The organism is Azorhizophilus paspali (assembly GCF_043587585.2).
In the GTDB taxonomy this organism is placed as follows: domain Bacteria; phylum Pseudomonadota; class Gammaproteobacteria; order Pseudomonadales; family Pseudomonadaceae; genus Azotobacter; species Azotobacter paspali.
In genome coordinates, this window is sequence record NZ_CP171449.1 from 4,095,144 (window position 1) to 4,117,755 (window position 22,612).

Below are 22,612 nucleotides of genomic sequence, written 5' to 3' on the forward strand. Positions count from 1 at the left end.
TGGCGAGCCACTCCATTCGAGGCTACCCCTCGCGGTGGGGATGAAGAATCCTATCTATGTCCTGCGTTCAGGCATCAGCCTCCAGCCGGGCCTGTAGGGACTCGAGGGCTTCCAGGGCCTCCAGCCAGGCCTCCTCCAGTTCACCCTCGCGACTCTTGAGAGCGGCCTGTTCGGACAGCAACTGGCGCAGTTCGTCCTTGCGCGCGGCCTCGTAGAGTGCGCTATCGCCGAGCCGGACCTCTAGGGCGGCGAGCTTTTCCTGCACACGGCCCAGCTCCTGCTCCAGCTTCTCGGCTTGCCGCCGAAGCGGCGCCAACTGCTGGCGCAAGGCGGCAGCGGCCTGGCGCTGGGTGCGCTTGTCGACGCGCTCGGCGGCCGGGGTAAACGGCGCCTGGCGGGCTCGATAATCCACCAGCCAGCGGGCGTAGTCTTCGAGATCGCCGTCGAAGCCCTGCACACGACCGTCGGCGACCAGCAGGAACTCGTCGGTGGTGCTCTTCAAGAGATGGCGGTCGTGGGAAACCACCAGCACCGCCCCTTCGAAATCCTGCAAGGCCAGGGTCAGGGCCAGGCGCATTTCCAGATCGAGGTGGTTGGTCGGCTCGTCGAGCAACAAGAGATTGGGTTTGCCCCAGGCGATCAGCGCCAAGGCCAGCCGGGCCTTTTCGCCACCGGAGAAATTGCCCACCGGCTCGTCACAGCGCGCACCGCGGAAATCGAAGCCACCGAGAAAATCGCGCAGGGTCTGCTCGCGTTCGCCGGAAGCAATGCGCTGCAGGTGCAGCAGTGGACTGGCCTTGGCGTCCAGGGCATCCAACTGATGCTGGGCGAAGTAGCCGACCACCAGACTCTCACCACGCGCGAGGCGCCCGGACAGCGGCTGCAATTCGCCGGCCAGGGTCTTGATCAGGGTCGACTTGCCGGCACCATTGGGGCCGAGCAGGCCGATGCGCGCGCCGGGCACCAATTGCAGCTTGACCTTCTCCAGCACAGCCCTGTCGCCGTAGCCGAGGCGTCCTTCGGACAGGTCGAGCAGCGGGCTGGAAACCCTGTCGGCCTCGCGAAAACGAAAATCGAAAGGCGAATCCACGTGCGCCGGCGCCAGCTCCTCGAGCCGCTCCAGCGCCTTGATCCGGCTCTGCGCTTGGCGTGCCTTGCTCGCCTTGGCCTTGAAGCGGCGGATGAAGCTCTCCATGTGGGCGCGTTGCGCCTGCTGCTTCTCGTAAGCTTGCTGCTGCTGGGCCAGACGCTCGGCGCGGGTACGCTCGAAGGCCGAGTAGCCGCCGCGATAGAGGGTCAGCTTGCGCTGCTCTAGATGCGCCACGTGATCGACTACGGCATCGAGGAAGTCGCGGTCGTGGGAAATCAGCAGCAGGGTGCCGGGATAGCCCTTCAGCCATTCCTCCAGCCAAAGGATGGCATCGAGGTCGAGGTGGTTGGTCGGCTCGTCGAGCAGCAGCAGGTCGGAGGGACACATCAACGCCTGCGCCAGGTTCAGGCGCATCCGCCAGCCACCGGAGAAATCGCCGACCCGACGCTCCATCTGCTCGGCGGCGAAGCCCAGCCCGGCCAGCAGCTTGCGCGCCCGGGCGTCGGCCGTATAGCCGTCGGCATTGTCCAGCTCGGTATGCAGGCGGGCGATGGCCACACCGTCGTGGCTCGACTCCGCCGCCGCCAGTTCGCGCTGGATGCGCCGCAGCTCGGCATCGCCATCGAGCACGTAATCGACCGCCCGACGTTCGAGGTCGTCGACCTCCTGACGCATGTGAGCGATGCGCCAGTCCGCCGGCAATTGGCAGTCGCCGGCATCGGGCGAGAGTTCACCGCGCAGCAGAGCGAACAGGGTGGATTTGCCGGCACCGTTGGCACCGATGAGGCCGGCCTTCTGGCCGGCGTGCAGGGTCAGCTCGGCGTTCTCGAGTAGACGCTGCGGACCACGTTGCAGGGTAAGATGCTGGAGTCGAATCATGATGGCGGCGGAGTTTACCAGCTTCGCCGTGTGCCGCGGAGGGACACGACATGCCGCGCGATCTGCAGGCTTTCGCTTTGGGGTTGTACCTACGTCCAGGTGTCGAGGCCGCCTGCCTGGAATTGCAGGAGCAAGGGGCCGATGTCTGCCTGCTGCTCTGCGCTGTTTGGCTGGAGACACACGGCATCGGGTGCACGGCCGAACGCTGCGCCGAACTGCAGCAACTGGCGCAGCCTTGGCGGACACAGGTGATCGCGCCCCTGCGCCGACTGCGCCAGGACTGGCGCCCGGCGGCCCGCAACGATCCCGTTCTGGACGAGCTGCGGGAGCGCCTGAAAGCACTGGAGCTGGATGCGGAATGGGCGCAACTGCAGCGCCTGGAGGCGGCCAGTCGCGACTGGCCGGCAGCGCCCGAGGCCGCGAGGGGCTGGCTGGAGAAGCTGGCAGGCCCGGCTGCAGGCTGTCGCGCGGCGCTCGCCAGCCTACGCGCGGCGACGTGAGGTGGTACGGATCAGGACAGATCCGGCTTGCCGGGCACGACAGGAGCGCTCGCCGCAACAGGCTCGGCCGGCTTGGCAGCCGCCTTGGCACGGCTCCGCTTCACCGCCGACTTGGCGGGCGATTCGGCCGCCGCAGCCGGACGTGGCGCGCGTGTCGTCGTACGCTTGGCCGGCGCCTCGCCGGCAGGCGCCACGGTCTCGACCTGAAGCTTGGCGCGACGGGATGCGGCCGGCTTGCTCCCCACCGCTTTCGGTACCGGCTTGCTCTCCGGACGCTCGGCCGGCGCCATCAGCGCCTGGGCCGCGGCCTCCCTCACCTGGGCGACCCCCTGTGCCAGCTCCAGCGCCTGTAGGGTGTCATGGCGCAGCCGGACGATGTAGTCACGGGTTTCCGCCTGGCGCGCCTTGAGATCGTCGAGCAGCGGCTCGAGTTCGTCGACCGCCTTCCTGCTCCGGACCTGCGCCTTGGCTTTGCCGGCCAGCGCGGCATCCTGCAGCTTCGCGCGCGCCTCATGCAGCTTCTCCTGAACCTTGCTGCGCTGCTTCTCCAGCTTGGCCAGCGCCTTCTCGGCATCCTGCAGCGTCTGGGAACAGGCTTCCTCCAGATGGACGAGCAGGCTCTGCGAAAGTTGCTGCAGCAGATGCAGCGGGGTCGTGACAGGGGACTTCTTGATCGGCATGACATGCTCCTAGCGAAGGGACTCCATCATACTACTCACCCGGCTCACAACCGCCAACGAAACCAGCGCAGGCAAAAGATTCGCATATGAAAAGCCGGCCTCTGCGAACAGGCGGCAAAGGCCTGCGTCAGAGCGTCAGGCGTTGGCGGCGATCTGCCAGTGCGCGTTATGCAGCACTTCGATCAGGCAGTCCTCCAGTTCGAAGCGTTCGCGCAACAGACCGCCGAGCGCCTCGATCTCCCGGCTCAGCGAACCATCCAGGCAATCGTCGTTATCCAGGCGGTCGTTGAAGGCCAACGCTGCCTGGGTGATCGCCTCGAGACGGGGATAGATCTGCTTAGCCAGCCCCAGCCCGCGGCGGTCGCCGAAGGACTCGGCTTCGCCCATCAATCGCTCGTAGACCTCGAAATGGCCGGCGGAAACGTAATCGACCAACAATTCGCAGAAGACCTGCAGGGCTTCGGCGCTGGCCACGGGTATGGTCTGCTGGCAAACAACACTATCGAAGGCTTCGAGCAGGTCCCGGCGCTCGGCCAGCCAGCGATCGATCAGGAGATGGACACCATCCCAGCGTTCCTGGGCGTCTTGGTGGATTTCGAGCATGGTCTGGCTTCCCTACTGTTGTTTATGTTCAGGCCCACGAAGGGCCCGCTATATCGACGCATCCGGCTTGGGAAAAGTGCGATCGAACAACGGGATCGACTGACACATGGCCGCAGAGTATGCCTGTCGCGCCACACCGACAAGCCATGCGCCGACGAAAGCTCATACGCTTGTTCGAAGCGCCACAGCGGCATTCAGGGAAGGGTCAAGCTCGGCGCAGCAACTGGAGCAGGGCGAACAGCAGCATCGCGACGAAGGCCAGCAGGCTCCACTCCGGCAGGCTCATGCCGAACAGCGTCCAGCTAACCTCGGCGCAGTCCGCCGTCCCATGCAGGACTTGGCGGACGATCTCCTGGAATGGCAGGGCCTCGAGCATGTATTCCAGACTGGGCAGGCAGGACGGCAACTGCTCCGGCGGAATGTTCTGCAGCCAAACTTGGCGCCCGGCAGTGGCCGCACCGCCCAGCGCAGCGAGCAGGGCAAAGCCGGCGTACAGCCGCTGGCCGTCCAGTGCCGGACCATGCAGGGCGGCGACCAGACAGATCAGACCGAAGAGGATGACGAAGATGCGCTGTACGATGCACAGCGGACAGGGTTCCAGACCGATACCATGCTCCAGGTAGAGCGCACCACCGAGCAACGCGACGCAACCGAGAAAGGCGAGAAGGAAGAGAGAACGTGGACTGGCCAGGTTCATAGCTGCTCCGGGTCGAAGACAAGGGCGCTACGTTAGAGGAAAGCGCCCCGGGCTTTCAAGGCGCGAAAGCTTCCGGGACGCTCGATTCGTGTCGAGCCCTGCATTGGCTCGCACGAAGGGGAGAAAGCCAGCCTCAGGGGGTGGCCGGCTCGGACAGCAGGGCGGGAACCCGTTCGAGCTTCAACCCTTCCTGGAACAAGCGGTTGCTGTGCTCGGTTTCACCCAGTTGGGCCAGCAGGCGTGCCAGCTCGGCGCAAGTCTCGGCGCTGCGGCTGAGGGCCAGGCTGGCCTCCAGGTACTCCCGCGCCTTGTCGAACTGCTCGTTGACCAGGGACAGGCGACCCAGGGTCAACAGCAGCAGCGGATCGTTCGGCTGCTTCTCCAGCAGGCTGTGAGCCAGATTCAGTTGTCGCGCCGGATCGCTGCTGCGCACCTGGCCGTAAAGGTAGGCCAGACGCCCCTCATAGTGCTGCTTGAGGGCTGCCCGCAGGACTGCCTCGGCCTCGTCCTCGGCGTTTAGCTCGCGCAGGCGTGTGGCGTAGGCGTAGAGCAGGTCGGGGTCGTGCTGCAGCGACGAGGGGATCTGGCTCCAGCAGCCGGTCACGAGACCGCGGGCGGTTTCGCCCTCCTTCAGCTCGCCCTTGCCAATCTGCTCCAGGGCCGCGGTCCAGGCCAGATGCTCCAGTTCGTTCAGCTTGTCGGCGGGCAGCACCCGGCGCTTGCGCAGCACAGGCAGCAGCCGGCAAAGCGCCGGCCAGTCCTGCAACTGGACGTAGAGCTTCTGCAGCAGGCTCAGGGTATAGGGTTGCTGGGGGTGGTCCTCGTTCAATTGCTGCAGGACGCTCAGCGCTTGACGGTATTCACCGCGGTCGATCAGCAGCCGGGCCTGGGTCAGGCCGATGGCAACCTCCGCCTTCGGCTCGCGCTCGCGGGCCTGGCGCAGCAGGTCGTCGCTCTGGGCGTACTCGCCCAGTTCGTTGGCCGCCCGGGCGGCCCCCAGGTAATGCACCAGCGGCTGCTGGTCGGTGGCCGCGGCGCGGGTCAACTTGTGCAGCGCCTGCTGCCAGTTGCCCTCGGCCAGATCGCGCTGGCCGTGCAAGGCGGCCTGACGGGCGCGCCGGTTACGGTTGCGCTGCGACCAGGGCAGCACCACGCCGGCCGAGGCGGCGATCAGGCCGACCGCCCAGCGCAGAACGAAGAAGGCGGCGACCACCACCAGCAACAGGCCGAGGAAAACCCAGAGGCTGGATTCGAACCGATAACCCTGGTAGGCGAACAGCACGTAACCCGGATGCTCGGCGATAGCCATGCCGAGCAGAACGGCGCCGGCGATGACCACCAGTAGGAGCAGATAGAGGCGGCTCATTGACGGGCACCCTCCTTCTTCTTCACCGCCGCGGCAGCTTCGGCCTCCTCACGTTGCGCCTGGCGACGCTGCAAGTAGTTCTGCAGAGTACTCACGGTCTGCGACAGATCGGGCATCTGCTGCGCCACCGGCTGCTTGGAGAGTTCGGTCAGGCGCTTGCCGAGAGCGGCGCTCTGCGGATGGTCCGGATTGAACTGGCCGGCCAGCACCTCCTGAGCCTGCTGCAGCGCCTGCCGATAAATGTCGGGAGAGGCGTTCAACACCGCCCACTGGGCCTGTTCCAGGGCCAGTGCCAGGGTCAGGCGGACCTGCGCCAGGTTCTGTCCGGCCAGCAGCGGGCGGATATCCTGATCGGCATGCAAATCGACGCGCACGAAGCGGGAGATCTTTTCCCACCACTGCTGCCAGCGGTCGGCGACGACTGGTGCCTGCTCCTGCTCGTAGATGGGCGCTAGGGGCTTGAGCTGGGCGACCTGCTCACGCAGCGCGCCGAGGCTCAGGAAGAGGCCGATGCGGTCTGGCGGCGTCAGGCTGCGCAGGGACTCGAGGCCGCGCGCCAGCACCTGGCGCACCGGGAAGGAAGCCGGATCATCCAGTTCGCGGAGGATGCCGTCGGCCGCCTCCAGCAGACGCTGAGCGCTGCCGATGTCCTGCATGGCCGTCAGGCGCAGGTTGGCCAGGCGCAGCAGGTATTCGGCCTCGGCCAGCCGCCAGTCCTCGCGGCTGGCGCCGGTCAGCTTGTCGAGGCGCTGGACCAGCTTCTCCTGGCCGCTCTCGAGCATGGCCATGGTGCGCTCGTGCTCCTCCAGCTCGGAACGCGCCGGGAACTGCGACAGGCGGCTGGTGATGCTCCGCTCGCTCTGCCTCAGGGCATCCATCTGGCTGCTCAGCGCCGACTCGAAGCGGCTGTTCTGCGCCAGCTCGCCGGCCTGCATCTCGCGCAACTGCCAGAGGCCCCAGCCGCCGAGACCCGCGCCGCCAGCGCCGATCAGCAGGGCCAGGACGGCCACGGCGCTGGAGACTCCGCCGCCACGCTGGCTGGTCGGGGCGGGCGCGGCGAGCGGTTGTTTATCATTGTTCGTGGGAATGTTCGGGGGGGCTGCTTCGCTCACGTATACATCCTTCGGGTCAAAAGGTCGGCGCTGGGCGGCCCTGAAGCGCGGCCAGCAAGGCGGTGGCACTGGCGCCATGGCAGTTCACGACGGTCTGGAATCCCGCCGCGCGGGCCAATTCGGCGACCCGCGGGCTCGGCACGAACAAGGGTATCCGAAGCAGTGCCGGCCAGTCAGCCGCCGCCAGTTGGCGCAGATGCTCGAATCCCTGCCCGCTGCTGATCTGCAGGCCGTTCAGGCGCTCCGTGCGGACCCGCTCGAGCAGGGTGCCGGGCGGGTAATCCGGCAGGGTTCGCCGGTAGAGTTCGATATGATCGACGGCCAGCCCCCGGCTGCGCAACGATTCGGCGATGAGCTCGCGACCGCCTTCCCCGCGCAGGATCAGCACCCGTGGCTGGGGTACGGCCAATGCCGCGGCCAGTTCGGGCAGCGCCAGTAGCGCTTCGCTGTCCTCGCCGGCAGTCGGCCAGGCGACCGCCAGGCCGTAATCGGCGAGAATCTCGCCGGTTGCCCGGCCGACGCCAAACCAGCATTGATCGGCCGGCGGCTGTGGCCAGTAGCGGTCGAGCAGCTCCAGCCCCAGGCGGGCGGCGGGCTTGCTGACCACGATCACCGCGCTGTAGCGGTCGAGATCGAGAAAGAGGCTGCGCAGTTCCGCAGTTTCCGACAGCGGCTCGATGGCCAGCAGCGGCAAGCTGCTGCTGTGGATGCCCGCTTCGCTCAGGCAATCGGCCAGAACGGCGCATTCCTCGGCCGGACGGGTGAGCAGCAGGCGCCACCCGCCGGCATCTGGTCGCGCCGTCACGGCCGTTCGCCTTCGCCGTAGACCGCCGCCAGAATCCGCTGCGCGCCCTGGGCCAGCAACGCCTCGGCCACTCGCACGCCGAGCACCTCGGCTTCATCGGCGGGAGCACGGGCCTCGGCGCGCAGCAGCAGGCGGCCATCCGGCTGGCCGACCAGGCCACGCAGCCACAACTGGCCGTCCTCCAGTTCGGCATAGCAGGCGATAGGCACTTGGCAGCCACCGTTGAGGCGCTTGTTCAAGGCACGCTCGGCACCGACCCGCAGGGCGGTCGGCGCGTGGTCGAGCGGGGCGAGCAGGGCCTGGATTTCCCGGTCGGCGCTGCGACACTCGATACCCACCGCGCCCTGCCCGCCGGCCGGCAAGCTGTCGGCGATGGCGATGCGGGAACGGATGCGTCCCTCGAAACCGAGGCGGATCAGGCCGGCGGCGGCGAGGATGATGGCGTCGTACTCGCCGGCGTCCAGCTTGGCCAGGCGGGTATTCACGTTGCCGCGCAGGAACCGGATTTTCAGGTCCGGCCGGCGTGCCAGCAACTGGGCCTGGCGGCGTAGGCTGGAAGTGCCGACCAGGCTGCCGGCCGGCAGTTCGTCGAGGCTGGCGAAGGCATTGGAGACAAAGGCGTCGCGCGGGTCCTCGCGCTCGCAGATGCAATACAGGCCGAGCCCTTCGGGAAACTCCATCGGCACGTCCTTCATCGAGTGCACGGCAATATCGGCCGCATTCTCCAGCAGGGCGGTCTCCAGCTCCTTGACGAACAGACCCTTGCCGCCGATCTTCGCCAGCGGCGCGTCGAGCAGCTTGTCGCCGCGGCTGACCATCGGCACCAGGCTGACCGTCAGTCCCGGATGGGCCTGCTCCAGACGCGCCTTGACATATTCGGCCTGCCACAGGGCCAAGGCACTCTTGCGGGTGGCTATGCGGATCTCGCGAGGCATGGGCATTCCAGGACAACAGATTGGCGCGGATGATAGCAGGATCGGGCCGCGAACTGGGCAGTCCCGCCCGGACGACATGCCGCCCTGGCGGCCTATCCGAATAGTAGTAAATACGGTTAGCAGGGGGTACGGCGGCAACCCCCGGCCGGCCTCAGGAAGCCGGTTGATTGTGCATCAGCTTGCGCACCCCGGCGACGTGCCGTCGACTCACGGTCAGCGCGGCGTCGCCAAGGCCACGCAGGTAAAGCTGGAAATGCCCGAGCGGCGTTCGTTGCAGCCGCTCGATGCGGTCGCGGGCGACCAGCGCATTGCGATGGATGCGCACGAAGCGGTCGCCGAACTCGTCCTCCAGGGCCTTCAACGGCTCGTCCAGTAGCACTTCGCCACTCTCGTGACGCAAGGTCACGTACTTGTGGTCGGCGATGAAGAAGATCGCTTTGTCCACCGGAACCAGTTCGATGCCCCGGCGGGTACGGGCGCTGATATGGGTGCGCGGCACATTGCCGTCCGTCGCCGGCGGACGGGTCAGCGCGGCCAGTTGCGCACGGGTCGGTCGCTGGGCCTTCTGCAGGGCCTCGCGCAACGGCTCCTGGCGCACCGGCTTGAGCAGATAGCCGACTTCGCCATTCTGCAACGCCGCCACGGCGAACTCGTCGGCGCTCGTGCAGAAGATCAGGGCTGGCGAAGCCTCGCGCTCGCACAGTCGGGCTGCCACCTGCAGGCCATCCAGCCCAGGCATGCGGATATCCAGCAACACGATATCCGGTTTTAAGCTGTCGATCAGGGTCAGTGCTTCCTCGCCGTTGCCGGCCGAAGGCTCGAGTACGCGATAGCCATCGAGCTCACTCACCAGACGGCTGAGGTGCTCCCTGGCCTGAGGGTCGTCGTCGACGATCAGAACATTCATGTTGCTTCGGCTTCCCGCATCAGTCCAGACAACAATTAGCGTAGACAGCCGGAGTGACAGCCGTCACGGTCCGCACCGGGAGAAATTGCATCGCGTGCCCGCAGCGATGTGGCTGGCAGGGCAATCGCATGAAATGTCTTTCCGATACCGGACTGGAAAGATTGTGTGCCTGGTCGTTCCGGCCTGGTCTTCAAATCCGGTGCATCGGCTGCTCGCCGAGGGGCTGGATACTTCCTGTTTCGGCTACTCGGCAAGCAGCCATGCCAAGGATCACACAATCTTTCCAGTCTGGTATCAGGCGAGCGCTTCATGCGATTGCCCTGTGTGGCTGGCGAGCCTGCGGGGTTTTCCCGTGGACCCTGCTATCATCCGCGCACTCTTGTCCATCCACCCCCGCCGACTGCCTCCGCGGCCGGCCGTATCTGCGCAGCAGCCGAGAGAACGCCATGAGCGCCGAGAAAACCAACCAGTCCTGGGGCGGCCGCTTCAGCGAGCCGGTCGACGCCTTCGTCGCCCGTTTCACCGCCTCCGTCGACTTCGACAAGCGCCTTTATCGCCACGACATCATGGGCTCCATCGCCCACGCCAGCATGCTGGAGCAGGCCGGCGTGCTGAGCGCCGCCGAGCGCGACGCGATCATCGACGGTTTGAAACAGATCCAGAGCGAAATCGAGGCCGGACAGTTCGACTGGCGCATCGATCTGGAAGACGTGCACATGAACATCGAGGCGCGCCTGACCGAGCGCATCGGCATCACCGGCAAGAAGCTGCACACCGGCCGCTCGCGCAACGATCAGGTGGCGACCGACATCCGCCTGTGGCTACGCGACGAAATCGACACCATCCTCGACGAGATCACCCGCCTGCAGCAGGGCCTGCTGGAGCAGGCCGAGCGTCATGCCGAGGTGATCATGCCCGGCTTCACCCACCTGCAGACCGCCCAGCCGGTGACCTTCGGCCATCACCTGCTGGCCTGGTTCGAGATGCTCGCGCGCGATCACGAACGCCTGGTCGACTGCCGCAAGCGGGTCAACCGCATGCCGCTCGGCTCCGCCGCCCTAGCCGGCACCACCTACCCGATCCAGCGCGAGATCACCTGCCGGCTGCTCGGCTTCGAGGCCGTCGGCGGCAACTCGCTGGACGGCGTGTCGGACCGCGACTTCGCCATCGAATTCTGCGCCGCCGCGTCGCTCGCCATGATGCACCTGTCGCGCTTCTCCGAAGAGCTGGTGCTGTGGACCTCCGCGCAGTTCAACTTCATCGAGCTGCCCGACCGCTTCTGCACCGGCTCCTCGATCATGCCGCAGAAGAAGAACCCGGACGTGCCCGAGCTGGTGCGCGGCAAGTCAGGCCGAGTGTTCGGCCATCTGACCGGCCTGTTGACCCTGATGAAAGGCCAGCCGCTGGCCTACAACAAGGACAACCAGGAGGACAAGGAGCCGCTGTTCGACGCCGTCGATACCCTGCGCGACTCGCTGCGCGCCTTCGCCGACATGGTCCCGGCGCTCAAGCCGCGCGTCGAGGCGATGCGTGAGGCGGCCCGTCGCGGTTTTTCCACCGCCACCGACCTAGCCGACTACTTGGTGCGCAAGGGCCTGCCGTTCCGCGACTGTCACGAGATCGTCGGCCATGCGGTAAAGTATGGCGTGGAGAGCGGCAAGGACCTGGCCGAGATGAGCCTGGACGAGTTGCGCCGGTTCAGCGAGCAGATCGGCGAGGACGTGTTCGCCGTGCTGACCCTAGAAGGCTCGGTAAACGCCCGTGACCACATCGGCGGCACCGCCCCGGCCCAGGTGCGCGCCGCCGTGGCCCGCGGCAGGGCCCTGCTGGCCGCGCGCTGAATCGCGGGCGATCGCGCGGGCGGCCGGATCGCCCGCGCTACAGCCAACCCTTGAACTTGAACCAGGCGTAGGACAGCACGGCGGAACCGATCATCATGCCCAGCGCCAGCGGGTAGCCGAAATACCACTCCAGCTCCGGCATGTGATGAAAGTTCATGCCGTAGACGGTGCCGACCAGGGTCGGCGGTAGGAACAGCACCGCGGCGATGGAGAACACCTTGATGATGCTGTTCTGCTCGATGTTGATCAGCCCGAGGGTGGCCTCGAGCAGGAAGCTACTCTCCCCCGACATCTTCGCCTGGTACTCACTGAGGGAATGCACGTCGCGCTCGACGGCCTTCAGCCAACCTCGGGCCGACTCGTCCAGCCAGCCGTTGCCGGCCTGGCGGACATAGCTGATCTGCCGGTCGATGCTCAGCAGGCTCTCGCCCAGCTTGGCCTGCAGGCCGTTGTGCCGCCCGAGTTGCTTGACCACTTTCTGCAGGTCGGTCTTTTCCGGGTGACGCTCGTCCGACTCGCTGAAGATCGCCCGCGACAGGCTGTTCAGTTGCTTCTGCAACAGCTCCAGCACGTCGGCGATGCGATCGACGATACTGTCGATCAACGCCGCGAACAGCATCTCGCTGCAGCAGCCCAGCCCTGGGCGGTTCAGATTCTTGGCGACGAAGGTGCGGAATGCCGACAGCTCGGCGTAGCGCACCGTCACCAGCCACTGGCGGGCGAGAACGAAGGTCACCTCGGCGATATCGGGCTGATCCTCGCTGATGCCGCTGACCAGGCTCGCGGTCATGTAAAAGGCGCCGGCGTTCTCGTAAAAGCGCGAGGAATCCTCGATCTCCGCCATTTCCTCGGGAGTCGGGATGTCTACCCCGAGCAGCCGTTCGAGGAACAGCTCCTCCTCGCGGCTGGGCTGCAGCAGGTCGATCCACAGAACGCCCGGCGGCAAGGCCTGGAAATTTTCCGCCGGCAGCCGGCGCAGGCCACCGGTGTCGAGCAGGTAATAAGTGATCATGCAACGTTGTCCTGTTCCGGGGCATGGAGAAAGGCTTGGCGACCGCGACCGAACACCAGGCGGTATCATGCGACAGTCGATTCGCGCCACGGCGTCATCGCCATGGACGACGGGCGAACCACCGACGCACTTGGATCGCCTGCCGACCGACGGTCGACCGGGCGGCGCGTACGTTACACCGAGACCGACGGTGCCGACGACGACCGTCGCCTCCGCCAACCAGACAGCGGCGCCCCGAGCGCCGCGGGAGAAGCCATGCGCCAGCCAGCCCAAGAATCGATGGACGACGAAGCCTTCGCCGAGCAGACCCTGATCGAGGCCATCGAAAACCAGATCGAGGCGGAGGATCCGCCGGCCGCCAAGGCCACCCTGAACAAGCTGACCCTGGTCGGCTACGAGCGGGAAGAGAGCCTTCATCTGATGGCTCTGGTGCTGGCCCACGAGATCGCCGCCATGCTGCGCGAGGACCGGCCCTTCGACGGCGCCTGGTACGAGCGGGCCCTGCGCGCGCTGCCGGAGCTACCGGAGGCGGCCGGCTGACCGGCGTAGCGGTCGCTACACTGGAAAGAACCGCCGTCGCCGACGGCTTGCCCGCGGAGTAGCCCATGGTCTTCACTCAAGCGCTGGTCGCCGAACTGGAAATCCTCGCCCTGTTCAACCTGGGCAATGCCCAGGAAGAAGGTATCAAGGTCCACCACGATGCCGCCCCGGAGATTGTGGCCGCCGCTCGCCGGCTGCACGACAAGGGCCTGCTCAGCCGACTCGATGGCGGCTACCTGACCAGTCTGGGCCTGGACGCCGCCGAACAAGCGCAGAACCTGCTGACCATCCTGGTTGGGCCGCGTTGACGGTCAGAGTTCGGGGAACGCCAGCGCCTCGCCGATCTGCTCGAGGGTGACGCGGGCGAGCAACTCGCCCAAAGAATCGCCGCTGGCATCGCAGATCCAGCGGCCTCTGGCTTCGTCGTAGTCGAAGTGGAAACCGCCGGAGCGCGCCGCCAGCCACAACTGGCGCAGGGGCTCCTGACGACTGAGGATGAGCTGGCTGCCGTTCTCGAAGCGAACGGACAGAACGCCGGCGGAATTCTCCAGATCGATGTCCAGGTCGCTGTCTTCGAAAACGTTTTCGACATTCTGTTGCAGGTCGTCGATCAGCTCATGAAAGCGGGCTTCGGTAAGGCTCATGCTGGTTCCCTGTCTGAATGATGATGCTCGAGGCGGCAACGATAGCCGATTCGCGCGGCGGCGAGGATGGCGGCGCTCCGCAGAGCCCGTCCGGCGGGGCTTCGCGCATAGGCAAGGGGCCGGTATACTTCGGCGCACTATGCGTTCACAAGGATTTCCGTCATGAAGCGCCTGCTGCTCCCGCTTCTCGCGCTGGCCGTACTCGCCGCGCCCCTGGCCGGCTGTGGTCAGAAGGGCCCGCTCTACCTTCCTGACGACAAGAAAGCCGGCCACCGCAAAGACCGTTTCGAATTCTAGGAAACTGCCCGGCTGCCACGCCGCCGGACAGTTTCCCCCCAGGAGGCCCCCATGGAACCCTTCATTTACCGCGACGGCACGCTGTTCGCGGAAGGCGTGGCGCTGTCCGCCATTGCCGCACACTTCGGCACCCCCACCTACGTCTACTCCCGCGCCCATATCGAGGAGCGCTATCGCGCCTATGCCGATGCCCTGGCCGGCATGCCGCACCTGGTCTGCTTCGCGGTCAAGGCCAACTCCAACCTCGCCGTGCTGAACCTCCTGGCGCGCCTCGGCGCCGGCTTCGACATCGTCTCCCGCGGCGAGCTGGAACGCGTGCTGGCCGCCGGCGGCGATCCGGCCAGGGTGGTGTTCTCCGGGGTCGGCAAGACCCGCGAGGACATGCGTCGCGCCCTAGAGGTCGGCGTGCACTGCTTCAACGTCGAGTCCGACGTGGAGCTGGAGCGCCTGCAGGAAATCGCCGCCGAACTCGGCGTGAAGGCGCCGGTGTCGCTGCGCGTCAACCCGGACGTGGACGCCCAGACCCATCCCTACATTTCCACTGGACTCAAGGAAAACAAATTCGGCATCGACATCGAGCAGGCCGAGGAAGTCTATGCCCGCGCCGCCGAGCTGCCCAACCTGGAAGTGCTCGGCATCGATTGCCATATCGGCTCGCAACTGACTACTCTCTCGCCCTTCCTCGACACCCTGGACCGCCTGCTGCTGCTGGTCGACCGCCTGGCCACGCGCGGTATCGTCATCCGCCATCTGGACCTCGGCGGCGGCCTCGGCGTGCGCTACCGCGACGAGCAGCCGCCGGCGCCCGGCGACTATATCGCCGCGGTGCGCGAACGCATCGAAGGCCGCGCGCTGGCCTTGGTGTTCGAACCCGGCCGCTCGATCGTCGCCAACGCCGGCGTGCTGCTGACCCGCGTGGAATACCTCAAGCACACCGAGCACAAAGACTTCGCGGTGATCGACGCGGCGATGAATGACCTGATCCGCCCGGCCCTCTACCAGGCCTGGATGGATGTGGTTCCGGTCACCCCCCACGGCGGCGAAATCTGCAGCTACGACCTGGTCGGACCGGTCTGCGAGACCGGCGACTTCCTCGCCAAGGACCGCGAGCTGGCCCTGATCGAAGGCGATTTGCTGGCCGTGCGCTCGGCCGGTGCCTACGGCTTCGTCATGAGCTCCAACTACAACACCCGCGGCCGTGCCGCCGAGGTGCTGGTGGACGGAGAGCGGATGCATCTGATTCGCCGCCGCGAAACCATCGAGGATCTCTATGCCGGCGAAAGCCTGCTGCCCAACTGACACGGAGGCAGGCATGCTGCTGCGCTTCACCAAGATGCACGGCCTCGGCAACGACTTCATGGTCATAGACCTGGTCACTCAGCACGCGCACATCCAGCCCAAACACGCCAAGCAGTGGGGCGACCGCCATACCGGCATCGGCTTCGACCAGTTGCTGATCGTCGAGCCGCCGAACCGGCCGGATGTGGACTTCCGCTACCGTATCTTCAACGCCGACGGCTCGGAGGTGGAACAGTGCGGCAACGGCGCGCGCTGCTTCGCCCGCTTCGTGCTCGACAAGCGCCTGACCGTGAAGAAGCGCATTCGCGTGGAAACCAGGAGCGGCGTCATCGAACTGGACGTCCGCCCGGACGGTCAGGTCTGCGTCGACATGGGCCCGCCACGCCTCGAACCGAAGGAAATCCCCTTTCAGGCGGAGAACGCCGCCTTCGACTACCAAGTCGAAGTCGACGGCCGCGAGGTCGAACTCGCCGCGCTGTCCATGGGCAACCCCCATGCGGTGCTGCGGGTGGAGAACGTCGAAAGCGCACCGGTGCACGAGTTGGGGCCTAAACTGGAGCATCATCCGCGCTTTCCGCAGCGGGTCAACGTGGGTTTCCTCCAGGTCGTCGACCGCCAGCACGCCAGGTTGCGCGTCTGGGAGCGCGGCGCCGGCGAAACCCAAGCCTGCGGCACCGGTGCCTGTGCGGCGGCGGTAGCGGCGATCCGTCAGGGCTGGATGGATTCGCCGGTGCTGGTCGATCTGCCCGGTGGCCGCCTGTCCATCGCCTGGGCCGGCCCGGACCAGTCGGTCATGATGACCGGCCCGGCGGTGCGCGTATACGAAGGCCAGGTACGTCTATGAGGATCTAGCAAAAATGAGTGAGCCGCTCCAAGAGCCCGTCGACGCCACGGCCGTCGCAGAATTCCTACGCCGGAATCCGCGGTTCTTCCAGGGACGGGAAGAGCTGCTGATGGAAATGCAGGTCCCCCATCCGAGCGGCGCGGCGGTATCGCTGGTGGAGCGCCAGTTGAGACTGCTGCGCGAACGCAACCACGAATTGCGCGAACGCCTGGGACAACTGATGGACGTGGCCCGCGACAACGACCGCCTGTTCGAGAAGACCCGGCGCCTGGTGCTCAACCTGCTCGATGCGACCACCCTGGAAGAAGCAGTCGGCCTGGTCGAGGACGGCCTGCGCCACGAATTCCAGATTCCTTTCGTCGGGCTGATCCTGTTCGGCGAGAACGCCAGCCCGGCCGGCCGCTGGGTCGATACCGAGGACGCCCTGCAGATCATCGGCGGCCTGCTGGCCTGCGGCAAGCCGATGTGCGGCGTGCTGCGCAGCCACGAACTGGGCTTCTTGTTCGGCGAGGAACGTCGCCCGCAGATCGGCTCGGCCGCCGTGGCTGCCCTCGACCACCAGGGCCTGCACGGCGTGCTGGCGGTCGGCAGTCCCGATCCGCAGCACTACAAGAGCAGCCTCGGCACCCTCTTTCTCGGCTACATCGCCGACGTCCTCGCCCGACTGCTGCCGCGCCTGGCCAACAGCCCGCTGCGCCCGGTCCGTTAGGGCATGCAGGCCGATCTCGACGCCTTCCTCGACCACCTGCGCAACGAGCGCCAGGTGTCGCGGCATACCCTCGACGGTTACCGCCGCGACCTCGCCAAAGTTCGCGCCCATTGCGAACGGGAAGGACTGGATGCCTGGAGTGCGCTGGACGCCGGCCGTCTGCGCCGGCTGATCGCCAAGCTGCACCTGCAGGGGCAGTCCAGCCGCAGTCTGGCGCGCCTGCTCTCGGCGCTACGCGGCTTCTACCGCTACCTACTACGCGAGGGCCGCTGCCGGCACGATCCCGCAGCCGGCCTGAGTCCGCCCAAAGGCGAGCGTCGGCTGCCGCGTACACTGGACGCCGACCGCACCCAGCAATTGCTCGACGGCGCCGTCGAGGACGACTTCATCGCCCGCCGCGACCAGGCCATGCTCGAACTCTTCTACTCTTCCGGCCTGCGCCTTTCGGAACTGGTCGGCCTGGATCTGGATCGCCTCGATCTGGCCGCCGGCCTGGTGCGGGTGCACGGCAAGGGCAACAAGGCCCGCGACCTGCCGATCGGCAGCAAGGCGCGCGAGGCGCTGCGGGCCTGGCTGTCCTTGCGGGCACAGGCGCGTCCGGCCGACGGCGCCCTATTCGTCGGCCGCACGGGGCGCCGCCTGACTCCACGCGCCGTACAGTTGCGGGTACGCCAGGCCGGCGTGCGCGAACTCGGCCAGCATCTGCATCCGCACATGCTGCGCCACAGCTTAGCCAGCCACATGCTGGAGTCCTCCCAGGATCTGCGCGCCGTGCAGGAGCTGCTCGGCCATGCCGATATCGCTACCACCCAGATCTATACCCACCTTGACTTCCAGCACCTGGCGGCGGTCTACGACCAGGCCCATCCACGGGCACGCCGTCGCAAGGACGACACCTCATGAGCATCCGCCTGATCACCTTCGACCTCGACGACACCCTGTGGAACCTCGCTCCGGTCATTGAAAGCGCCGAAGCCGAACTGCGCGACTGGCTGGGCCGCCATGCGCCGCTGCTCGGCGCGGTGCCGGTGGAACACCTACGGCCGATCCGCACCCGCCTGATCGAAGGCGACCCGTCGCTCAAGCACCGCATCAGCGAACTGCGCCGCCGCGTGCTCTCACATGCCCTGGAAGAGGCCGGCTATCCCGCGCCCGAAGCCCGCGAACTGGCCGGACTGGCCTTCGAGACCTTCCTCGCCGCGCGCCACCGCATCAAGTTCTTCCCCGAGACGCGGCCGACCCTGGCAATCCTCGCCGACCGCTACCGCCTCGGCGTGCTGACCAACGGCAATGCCGATGTGCGCCGGCTGGGTCTGGCCGACTATTTCCACTTCATCCTCTGCGCCGAGGATCTGGGCGTCGGCAAGCCCGACCCGCAGCCCTTCCGCGAGGCCCTGCGGCGCGGCGGAGCGAGTGCCGAAGAAACGGTGCACATCGGCGATCATCCCGACGACGACATCCAGGGCGCCCAGCGCGCCGGTCTGCGCGCGATCTGGTACAACCCCGGCGGCAAGCCCTGGAGCCAGGCGGGAACACCGGATGCGCAGATCGCCAGCCTGGCGGAACTGCCGGCGCTGCTCGGCCGCTGGCAGACCGGCTGACGGCCCGTGCCCGGGCCCACTGCCTGCGTGTCCCGCGCCAGGGCTGTGCCCAGCCATTACCGCCTGCTGCCAGCGGCTCTGGTGCTGGTCGTCGGCAGCCTCGCCGGGGGCATCCAGCCCGTCGGCTTGCTCGTCGGCATCTCGTTCGCCGCCTGCATGCTCCAGGCCCGGCAGCATCTGGCGCAGGGTCCCTGGCTCGCCGGTACGCTGCTCGCCGGCCTGGCCCTGGCCGCCCACCTGCTGCCCGGCTTCACACCGCTGTGGCTCGCCGAACCCCCTCGATTCAGCCCCGATGCGCCGCCCTACGGCATGCGCCTGTCACGGGACAAACTGCTGCTCGGCGCCACCCTGCTCGGCTAGTGGTGGGCGGAGTCCGCCGGGCGTTGCCGCGCCGGGACGCAAACGCGCCGAGCCTGGGTCTGCGCCCTGGCGACTCTGCTCGGCGTACCGGCTTTGGCCCTGGCCATCGGCCTGGTCGCCTGGCAGCCGAAATGGCCCGCCGAGTTACCGGTCTGGCTGGCGGTGAACCTCGGCGTGACGGTACCGACCGAGGAACTGCTGTTCCGCGGTCTGCTGCAGGGCGCTCTGGTACGGCGTTTCGGCCCGGCCTGGGGCATCGCGCTGGGCGCTATCCTCTTCGGCTTGGCCCATGCGCCCTTCGGCTTGCCGTTCGCCCTGCTCGCCGGCGTGGCAGGGCTCGGCTACGGTGGGGTCGTACACTGCTCCGGACGGCTCGGTACGGCCGTGCTGCTGCACGGAGCAGTCAACCTAATGCACATCCTGCTGCTCAGCTACCCGTTGCGCCTGGACTGAGGACATGAAAAAGGCGGCCGGGGATTGCTCCCGGGCCGCCCTTGCGCCGCCAACCGGCCGAGAGGCTCAGATGGGGCGACTGCCATACTTGTTGTCGGGCTTCTTCGGTGGGTCGGCGACCACATTCGGCTCGACCTCCTGCACCTTGCCGCCGCGTGCCAGGAATTCCTCTATGGCTCTCGCCAGCGCTTCGCGGTCCTTCTGCTTGGCCTCGATGCTGGGCATTTCTTCGGCTTCCGGCACATTCTTGGACTTCTTGCCGGAAGCCGCCACCCGATCGCTACCGTCGCCTTCCTCGTCAGCCGCTTCGTCGGCGGCACTCAGCTCTTCGCCTTCGTCCTCCTCTCCCGCCTCCAGTTCTTCCTGTTCTAGTTCTTCATCGCTCATGTTCGACCTCATGACTTGGGTACAGCAGGTTGGTTACAGTCCCGCCAGCGATCGCCTGGACCCTGGGCCACGGACGTTGCAAATCTGATAGGCGATCCCTGCTCTGAGAGCCCCGCCGAAAAAATCAGTTCCCCCGGCCCTGCAGCGTGGCCAGGACACGACGGGCACCACCCTGATCGCGGTGCTCGCCGAGATAAATTCCCTGCCAGGTCCCCAGCGCGAGACGCCCGGCCGTCACCGGCAGGAGCAATTGACAGCCGAGCAGGCTGGCCTTGAAGTGCGCCGGCAGATCGTCCGGCCCCTCGTAGTCATGCTCGTAGCCGCCCTCGCCCTGGGGCACCAGATGGTTGAAGAAGCGCTCGAAATCGCGCCGCACCGCCGCATCGGCATTCTCATTGATCGTCAACGAGGCCGAGGTGTGCTGCAGCCAGAGGTGCAGCAGTCCGACCCGGCAGGAGGCCAGCTCCGGCAGACCGACGAGGATCTCCTCGGTCACCAGATGGAAACCGCGTGGCCGTGCCCGCAGAATGACGGTCGCCTGTTGCCACATCCGCCTCAGCTCCTGAATCGTGCCGCGGGAATTCTAGCGCGGCACAGAAAAAAGCAAAGGGCGCCCGAGGCGCCCTTTTGACGGCCTGCCCCCTGGATGAGAGCGAGGCCGCGACGGGAACGGCGGCCGGCTAGCCGCCCTCCCGATACTCAGAGGTTGTAACCGCGCTCGTCGTGCAGGGAGAGGTCAAGACCCACGGTTTCTTCCTCCTGGTTGACGCGCAGGCCTATCACCCGCTCGATCGCCTTAAGGATCACGAAGGTGGCGACACCGGTGTAGATCACGGTGAAGAGCACGCCCTTGATCTGGATCCACAGTTGGCTGGCGATACTGTCGATTTCGCCGAAACCGCCCAGGGCCGGAGCCGCGAACAGGCCGGTCAGCACCGCGCCGACGATGCCGCCGACACCGTGCACGCCAAAGGCGTCGAGAGAATCGTCATAGCCGAAGCGGCGCTTCACGGCAGTGGCGCAGTAGAAGCAGATCGCGCCGGAAGCCAGGCCGATCACCAGGGCGCCCATCGGGCCAACGGTACCGGCGGCCGGGGTGATGGCCACCAGGCCGGCGACCACGCCGGAGGCGATACCCAAGGCACTCGGCTTGCCGTGGGCTAGCCACTCGGCGGCCATCCAGGCCAGCGCGGCGGCGGCGGTGGCGATCTGGGTCACCAGCATGGCCATGCCAGCGGTGCCGTTGGCAGCGATCGCCGAGCCGGCGTTGAAACCGAACCAGCCGACCCAGAGCATGGCCGCGCCGACCAAGGTGTAGCCGAGGTTGTGCGGGGTCATGCCGACTCCAGGGTAGCCCTCGCGCTTGCCCAGCACCAGACAGGCGACCAGGCCGGCGACACCGGCGTTGATGTGCACCACGGTGCCGCCGGCGAAGTCGAGCACGCCCCAGTCCCACATCAGCGCGCCGTCGCCGCTCCAGACCATATGGGCGATCGGTGCGTAGACCAGCAGGAACCAGGCCGACATGAACACCAGCATCGACGAGAACTTCATGCGCTCGGCGAAGGCACCGGTGATCAGCGCCGGAGTGATGATGGCGAAGGTCATCTGGAAGGTGATGAAGACGCTTTCGGGAAAGGTGCCGACCAAACTGTCGGTGGTCAGGCCACTGAGAAAAGCCTTGTCCAGACCGCCGACGAAAGAACTGAAGTTGAGCACCCCCTCCTCCATGCCGGCGGTGTCGAAGGCCAGGCTATAGCCGAACAGGACCCAGAGCACGCTGATCAGGCCGGTGATGGCGAAGCATTGCATCATCACCGAGAGCAGGTTCTTCGAACGCACCATACCGCCGTAGAACAGCGCCAGGCCGGGAATGGTCATGAACAGCACCAGCGCCGTGGCGGTCAGCATCCAGGCGGTATCGCCCGAATCCAACGTAGCCTCCTGGGCGCTGGCCATGACGGGCAGAAAGAGGAAAGAAAGGGCAGCAAGCCCTGCGCCTTTGCGCAGCGTCATTGATTATTCTCCTGAGGCGGGGGATCGTGGGATCAGATCGCGTCGGTGCCGGTTTCGCCGGTACGGATGCGGATGGCTTGTTCCAGATTGACGACGAAAATCTTGCCGTCACCGATCTTGCCGGTGTTAGCGGCCTTGGTGATGGCCTCGATGACATGGTCGAGCTGACTGTCCTCGATGGCCACATCGATCTTCACCTTGGGCAGAAAGTCGACTACGTATTCCGCACCCCGGTACAGTTCGGTATGGCCCTTCTGCCGGCCGAACCCCTTGACCTCGGTAACGGTGATGCCCTGCACCCCAATCTCCGACAGCGATTCGCGTACGTCGTCCAGCTTGAACGGCTTGATGATGGCAGTGACTAGCTTCATGAAACATATCTCCGTGTAAGTGGACTTGCCCCAGGAATAAACGATCCCGATTCAAGTTTAAGCGCAGTGTTCGGCTTTCGCGTGACCGCCTCTGACCGGCCCGCTCGACGGCATCCGTGTCTGGCCAAGGCCTTGGAGTGCCATGTGTTTGCAAAGGCAAAAATCATACCGCCATCGACAAACGGCCAAAACCCCTATTGTCGACGTGGTTATGGATCTTTCGCTGGATAAGGCGCGAAAAGATGTCGCACCCACCCGACGCACGAGCATGTGCTGCCCCGCACGAAAACCGTGCGCACACGGCCCGACAGCCCTGTCGACGGCCCGTGTTACACTAACGGCCGACTGATTCCGGAACCGCACCATGCTGCCGCCCAAAGCCCTGTTCGACACCCTCAGCACCCATGCCTCCCGCCTGCTCGGCGGCGAGAGGCCGCTCCCGCCCTGGGAACTCGAAGCCCAGCTCAAGGCCTTGCTGCAGAGCGCCTTCAGCAAGCTCGATCTGGTCAGCCGGGAGGAGTTCGACAGCCAGATGGCAGTCCTCGCCCGTACCCGTGCCCGTCTGGAAGCGCTGGAAGCCAAGGTCGCCGAACTCGAGACGCGCCTGGGCGAACAGCCGCCCACCCCGCCCGCGACCTGACCGCGCGGGGAATGCGATCAAGGA

26 protein-coding genes and 1 pseudogene are annotated in these 22,612 nt (G+C 66.4%); 12 read left to right on the forward strand and 15 right to left on the reverse strand.

Annotated elements, in window-relative coordinates; genetic code table 11:
- Positions 1–67: 67 nt before the first annotated feature.
- Positions 68–1,969, reverse strand: coding sequence for an ATP-binding cassette domain-containing protein (locus tag ACGI6K_RS19880; RefSeq protein WP_376944558.1), 1,902 nt, complete (start codon positions 1,967–1,969; stop codon positions 68–70).
- 50 nt (positions 1,970–2,019) lie between these two features.
- Between ACGI6K_RS19880 and ACGI6K_RS19885 the strand changes: the two genes are divergently transcribed.
- Positions 2,020–2,469 carry a TIGR02444 family protein gene (locus tag ACGI6K_RS19885; RefSeq protein WP_376944560.1) on the forward strand — a complete coding sequence of 150 codons (450 nt, stop codon included), beginning with the start codon at positions 2,020–2,022 and terminating at the stop codon, positions 2,467–2,469.
- 11 nt (positions 2,470–2,480) lie between these two features.
- Here ACGI6K_RS19885 and ACGI6K_RS19890 read toward each other — a convergent pair whose 3' ends face one another.
- From ACGI6K_RS19890 to ACGI6K_RS19925, 8 genes are all read right to left on the reverse strand, one after another.
- Positions 2,481–3,149: an AlgP family protein gene (locus tag ACGI6K_RS19890; protein ID WP_376944562.1), complete on the reverse strand. Its 669-nt coding sequence runs from the start codon at positions 3,147–3,149 to the stop codon at positions 2,481–2,483.
- Between the two features lie 135 nt (positions 3,150–3,284).
- Positions 3,285–3,752, reverse strand: coding sequence for a sigma D regulator (gene rsd / locus ACGI6K_RS19895; protein WP_376944564.1), 468 nt, complete (start codon positions 3,750–3,752; stop codon positions 3,285–3,287).
- Positions 3,753–3,957: 205 nt separating this feature from the next.
- Complete coding sequence (locus ACGI6K_RS19900) at positions 3,958–4,449, reverse strand: disulfide bond formation protein B (protein WP_376944566.1); 492 nt, start codon at positions 4,447–4,449, stop codon at positions 3,958–3,960.
- 133 nt (positions 4,450–4,582) lie between these two features.
- Positions 4,583–5,815, reverse strand: coding sequence for a heme biosynthesis HemY N-terminal domain-containing protein (locus ACGI6K_RS19905; protein ID WP_376944568.1), 1,233 nt, complete (start codon positions 5,813–5,815; stop codon positions 4,583–4,585).
- A complete protein-coding gene (locus ACGI6K_RS19910; protein ID WP_376944570.1) occupies positions 5,812–6,927 on the reverse strand; it encodes a uroporphyrinogen-III C-methyltransferase in 1,116 nt (371 codons plus the stop codon). The genes ACGI6K_RS19905 and ACGI6K_RS19910 overlap by 4 nt, the downstream gene beginning before the upstream one ends.
- A 16-nt stretch (positions 6,928–6,943) precedes the next feature.
- Positions 6,944–7,732 (reverse strand): uroporphyrinogen-III synthase, encoded by a 789-nt coding sequence (locus ACGI6K_RS19915; RefSeq protein ID WP_376944572.1) that lies wholly within the window; start codon positions 7,730–7,732, stop codon positions 6,944–6,946.
- Positions 7,729–8,667, reverse strand: coding sequence for a hydroxymethylbilane synthase (gene hemC, locus ACGI6K_RS19920; RefSeq protein ID WP_376944574.1), 939 nt, complete (start codon positions 8,665–8,667; stop codon positions 7,729–7,731). Before hemC ends, ACGI6K_RS19915 begins: the two co-directional genes overlap by 4 nt.
- 151 nt (positions 8,668–8,818) lie before the next feature.
- A complete protein-coding gene (locus tag ACGI6K_RS19925) occupies positions 8,819–9,574 on the reverse strand; it encodes a LytR/AlgR family response regulator transcription factor (RefSeq protein ID WP_376944576.1) in 756 nt (251 codons plus the stop codon).
- Positions 9,575–10,020: 446 nt separating this feature from the next.
- Here ACGI6K_RS19925 and argH point away from each other — a divergent pair, with 446 nt between their 5' ends.
- Positions 10,021–11,415, forward strand: coding sequence for an argininosuccinate lyase (gene argH, locus ACGI6K_RS19930; RefSeq protein ID WP_376944578.1), 1,395 nt, complete (start codon positions 10,021–10,023; stop codon positions 11,413–11,415).
- Between the two features lie 37 nt (positions 11,416–11,452).
- On the opposite strand, the gene ACGI6K_RS19935 is transcribed toward argH, so the two are convergent.
- The gene (locus ACGI6K_RS19935; RefSeq protein ID WP_376944580.1) at positions 11,453–12,427 is read right to left on the reverse strand and encodes a magnesium transporter CorA family protein; all 975 of its coding nucleotides are present in this window, start codon (positions 12,425–12,427) and stop codon (positions 11,453–11,455) included.
- A gap of 255 nt (positions 12,428–12,682) precedes the next feature.
- Between ACGI6K_RS19935 and ACGI6K_RS19940 the strand changes: the two genes are divergently transcribed.
- Positions 12,683–12,967: a hypothetical protein gene (locus tag ACGI6K_RS19940; protein WP_376944582.1), complete on the forward strand. Its 285-nt coding sequence runs from the start codon at positions 12,683–12,685 to the stop codon at positions 12,965–12,967.
- A gap of 65 nt (positions 12,968–13,032) precedes the next feature.
- Positions 13,033–13,275 (forward strand): TIGR02647 family protein, encoded by a 243-nt coding sequence (locus tag ACGI6K_RS19945; RefSeq protein ID WP_376944584.1) that lies wholly within the window; start codon positions 13,033–13,035, stop codon positions 13,273–13,275.
- A 3-nt stretch (positions 13,276–13,278) separates the two neighbouring features.
- Here the strand turns inward: ACGI6K_RS19945 and cyaY are convergent, their stop codons facing one another.
- A complete protein-coding gene (cyaY, locus tag ACGI6K_RS19950; RefSeq protein ID WP_376944586.1) occupies positions 13,279–13,611 on the reverse strand; it encodes an iron donor protein CyaY in 333 nt (110 codons plus the stop codon).
- 162 nt (positions 13,612–13,773) lie between these two features.
- Between cyaY and lptM the strand changes: the two genes are divergently transcribed.
- The 7 genes and pseudogenes from lptM to ACGI6K_RS19985 all read left to right on the forward strand — a co-directional run bounded on the left by lptM (position 13,774) and on the right by ACGI6K_RS19985 (position 19,174).
- Positions 13,774–13,908 (forward strand): LPS translocon maturation chaperone LptM, encoded by a 135-nt coding sequence (gene lptM / locus ACGI6K_RS19955; RefSeq protein WP_012703235.1) that lies wholly within the window; start codon positions 13,774–13,776, stop codon positions 13,906–13,908.
- A gap of 51 nt (positions 13,909–13,959) precedes the next feature.
- Entirely contained in the window at positions 13,960–15,207 is a 1,248-nt protein-coding gene (gene lysA / locus ACGI6K_RS19960; protein WP_376944589.1) for a diaminopimelate decarboxylase, read from the forward strand.
- 13 nt (positions 15,208–15,220) lie between these two features.
- Entirely contained in the window at positions 15,221–16,051 is an 831-nt protein-coding gene (gene dapF, locus ACGI6K_RS19965; protein ID WP_376944591.1) for a diaminopimelate epimerase, read from the forward strand.
- Positions 16,052–16,064: 13 nt separating this feature from the next.
- Positions 16,065–16,760 (forward strand): DUF484 family protein, encoded by a 696-nt coding sequence (locus tag ACGI6K_RS19970; RefSeq protein ID WP_376944593.1) that lies wholly within the window; start codon positions 16,065–16,067, stop codon positions 16,758–16,760.
- A 3-nt stretch (positions 16,761–16,763) separates the two neighbouring features.
- Entirely contained in the window at positions 16,764–17,663 is a 900-nt protein-coding gene (gene xerC, locus ACGI6K_RS19975) for a tyrosine recombinase XerC (protein WP_376944595.1), read from the forward strand.
- Entirely contained in the window at positions 17,660–18,361 is a 702-nt protein-coding gene (locus ACGI6K_RS19980; protein ID WP_376944597.1) for an HAD family hydrolase, read from the forward strand. The genes xerC and ACGI6K_RS19980 overlap by 4 nt, the downstream gene beginning before the upstream one ends.
- A 45-nt stretch (positions 18,362–18,406) precedes the next feature.
- Positions 18,407–19,174 (forward strand): annotated as a pseudogene (locus ACGI6K_RS19985) (lysostaphin resistance A-like protein).
- A 66-nt stretch (positions 19,175–19,240) separates the two neighbouring features.
- On the opposite strand, the gene sutA reads toward ACGI6K_RS19985, so the two are convergent.
- From sutA to glnK, 4 genes are all read right to left on the reverse strand, one after another.
- Positions 19,241–19,561 (reverse strand): transcriptional regulator SutA, encoded by a 321-nt coding sequence (sutA, locus tag ACGI6K_RS19990; protein ID WP_376944599.1) that lies wholly within the window; start codon positions 19,559–19,561, stop codon positions 19,241–19,243.
- Positions 19,562–19,685: 124 nt separating this feature from the next.
- The gene (locus ACGI6K_RS19995; RefSeq protein WP_376944601.1) at positions 19,686–20,111 is read right to left on the reverse strand and encodes a secondary thiamine-phosphate synthase enzyme YjbQ; all 426 of its coding nucleotides are present in this window, start codon (positions 20,109–20,111) and stop codon (positions 19,686–19,688) included.
- Positions 20,112–20,260: 149 nt separating this feature from the next.
- Complete coding sequence (locus ACGI6K_RS20000) at positions 20,261–21,577, reverse strand: ammonium transporter (RefSeq protein ID WP_376944603.1); 1,317 nt, start codon at positions 21,575–21,577, stop codon at positions 20,261–20,263.
- A 32-nt stretch (positions 21,578–21,609) separates the two neighbouring features.
- Positions 21,610–21,948 (reverse strand): P-II family nitrogen regulator, encoded by a 339-nt coding sequence (gene glnK, locus ACGI6K_RS20005; RefSeq protein WP_012703245.1) that lies wholly within the window; start codon positions 21,946–21,948, stop codon positions 21,610–21,612.
- Positions 21,949–22,312: 364 nt separating this feature from the next.
- Between glnK and ACGI6K_RS20010 the strand changes: the two genes are divergently transcribed.
- A complete protein-coding gene (locus ACGI6K_RS20010; protein WP_376944606.1) occupies positions 22,313–22,588 on the forward strand; it encodes an accessory factor UbiK family protein in 276 nt (91 codons plus the stop codon).
- The last annotated feature ends 24 nt before the right edge of the window (positions 22,589–22,612 follow it).

Excerpts from the sequence above, each read along its gene's own strand:
- lysA (WP_376944589.1), top strand. The coding sequence starts at position 13,960 with ATGGAACCCTTCATTTACCGCGACGGCACGCTGTTCGCGGAAGGCGTG.
- cyaY (WP_376944586.1), bottom strand. The coding sequence starts at position 13,611 with ATGAGCCTTACCGAAGCCCGCTTTCATGAGCTGATCGACGACCTGCAA.
- ACGI6K_RS19925 (WP_376944576.1), bottom strand. The coding sequence starts at position 9,574 with ATGAATGTTCTGATCGTCGACGACGACCCTCAGGCCAGGGAGCACCTC.
- ACGI6K_RS20000 (WP_376944603.1), bottom strand. The coding sequence starts at position 21,577 with ATGACGCTGCGCAAAGGCGCAGGGCTTGCTGCCCTTTCTTTCCTCTTT.
- ACGI6K_RS19980 (WP_376944597.1), top strand. The coding sequence starts at position 17,660 with ATGAGCATCCGCCTGATCACCTTCGACCTCGACGACACCCTGTGGAAC.
- ACGI6K_RS19945 (WP_376944584.1), top strand. The coding sequence starts at position 13,033 with ATGGTCTTCACTCAAGCGCTGGTCGCCGAACTGGAAATCCTCGCCCTG.
- hemC (WP_376944574.1), bottom strand. The coding sequence starts at position 8,667 with ATGCCTCGCGAGATCCGCATAGCCACCCGCAAGAGTGCCTTGGCCCTG.
- ACGI6K_RS19885 (WP_376944560.1), top strand. The coding sequence starts at position 2,020 with ATGCCGCGCGATCTGCAGGCTTTCGCTTTGGGGTTGTACCTACGTCCA.
- ACGI6K_RS19970 (WP_376944593.1), top strand. The coding sequence starts at position 16,065 with ATGAGTGAGCCGCTCCAAGAGCCCGTCGACGCCACGGCCGTCGCAGAA.
- ACGI6K_RS19900 (WP_376944566.1), bottom strand. The coding sequence starts at position 4,449 with ATGAACCTGGCCAGTCCACGTTCTCTCTTCCTTCTCGCCTTTCTCGGT.
- ACGI6K_RS19890 (WP_376944562.1), bottom strand. The coding sequence starts at position 3,149 with ATGCCGATCAAGAAGTCCCCTGTCACGACCCCGCTGCATCTGCTGCAG.
- ACGI6K_RS20010 (WP_376944606.1), top strand. The coding sequence starts at position 22,313 with ATGCTGCCGCCCAAAGCCCTGTTCGACACCCTCAGCACCCATGCCTCC.
- ACGI6K_RS19905 (WP_376944568.1), bottom strand. The coding sequence starts at position 5,815 with ATGAGCCGCCTCTATCTGCTCCTACTGGTGGTCATCGCCGGCGCCGTT.
- ACGI6K_RS19995 (WP_376944601.1), bottom strand. The coding sequence starts at position 20,111 with ATGTGGCAACAGGCGACCGTCATTCTGCGGGCACGGCCACGCGGTTTC.
- glnK (WP_012703245.1), bottom strand. The coding sequence starts at position 21,948 with ATGAAGCTAGTCACTGCCATCATCAAGCCGTTCAAGCTGGACGACGTA.
- xerC (WP_376944595.1), top strand. The coding sequence starts at position 16,764 with ATGCAGGCCGATCTCGACGCCTTCCTCGACCACCTGCGCAACGAGCGC.
- ACGI6K_RS19935 (WP_376944580.1), bottom strand. The coding sequence starts at position 12,427 with ATGATCACTTATTACCTGCTCGACACCGGTGGCCTGCGCCGGCTGCCG.
- ACGI6K_RS19940 (WP_376944582.1), top strand. The coding sequence starts at position 12,683 with ATGCGCCAGCCAGCCCAAGAATCGATGGACGACGAAGCCTTCGCCGAG.
- sutA (WP_376944599.1), bottom strand. The coding sequence starts at position 19,561 with ATGAGCGATGAAGAACTAGAACAGGAAGAACTGGAGGCGGGAGAGGAG.
- ACGI6K_RS19880 (WP_376944558.1), bottom strand. The coding sequence starts at position 1,969 with ATGATTCGACTCCAGCATCTTACCCTGCAACGTGGTCCGCAGCGTCTA.
- lptM (WP_012703235.1), top strand. The coding sequence starts at position 13,774 with ATGAAGCGCCTGCTGCTCCCGCTTCTCGCGCTGGCCGTACTCGCCGCG.
- rsd (WP_376944564.1), bottom strand. The coding sequence starts at position 3,752 with ATGCTCGAAATCCACCAAGACGCCCAGGAACGCTGGGATGGTGTCCAT.
- dapF (WP_376944591.1), top strand. The coding sequence starts at position 15,221 with ATGCTGCTGCGCTTCACCAAGATGCACGGCCTCGGCAACGACTTCATG.
- argH (WP_376944578.1), top strand. The coding sequence starts at position 10,021 with ATGAGCGCCGAGAAAACCAACCAGTCCTGGGGCGGCCGCTTCAGCGAG.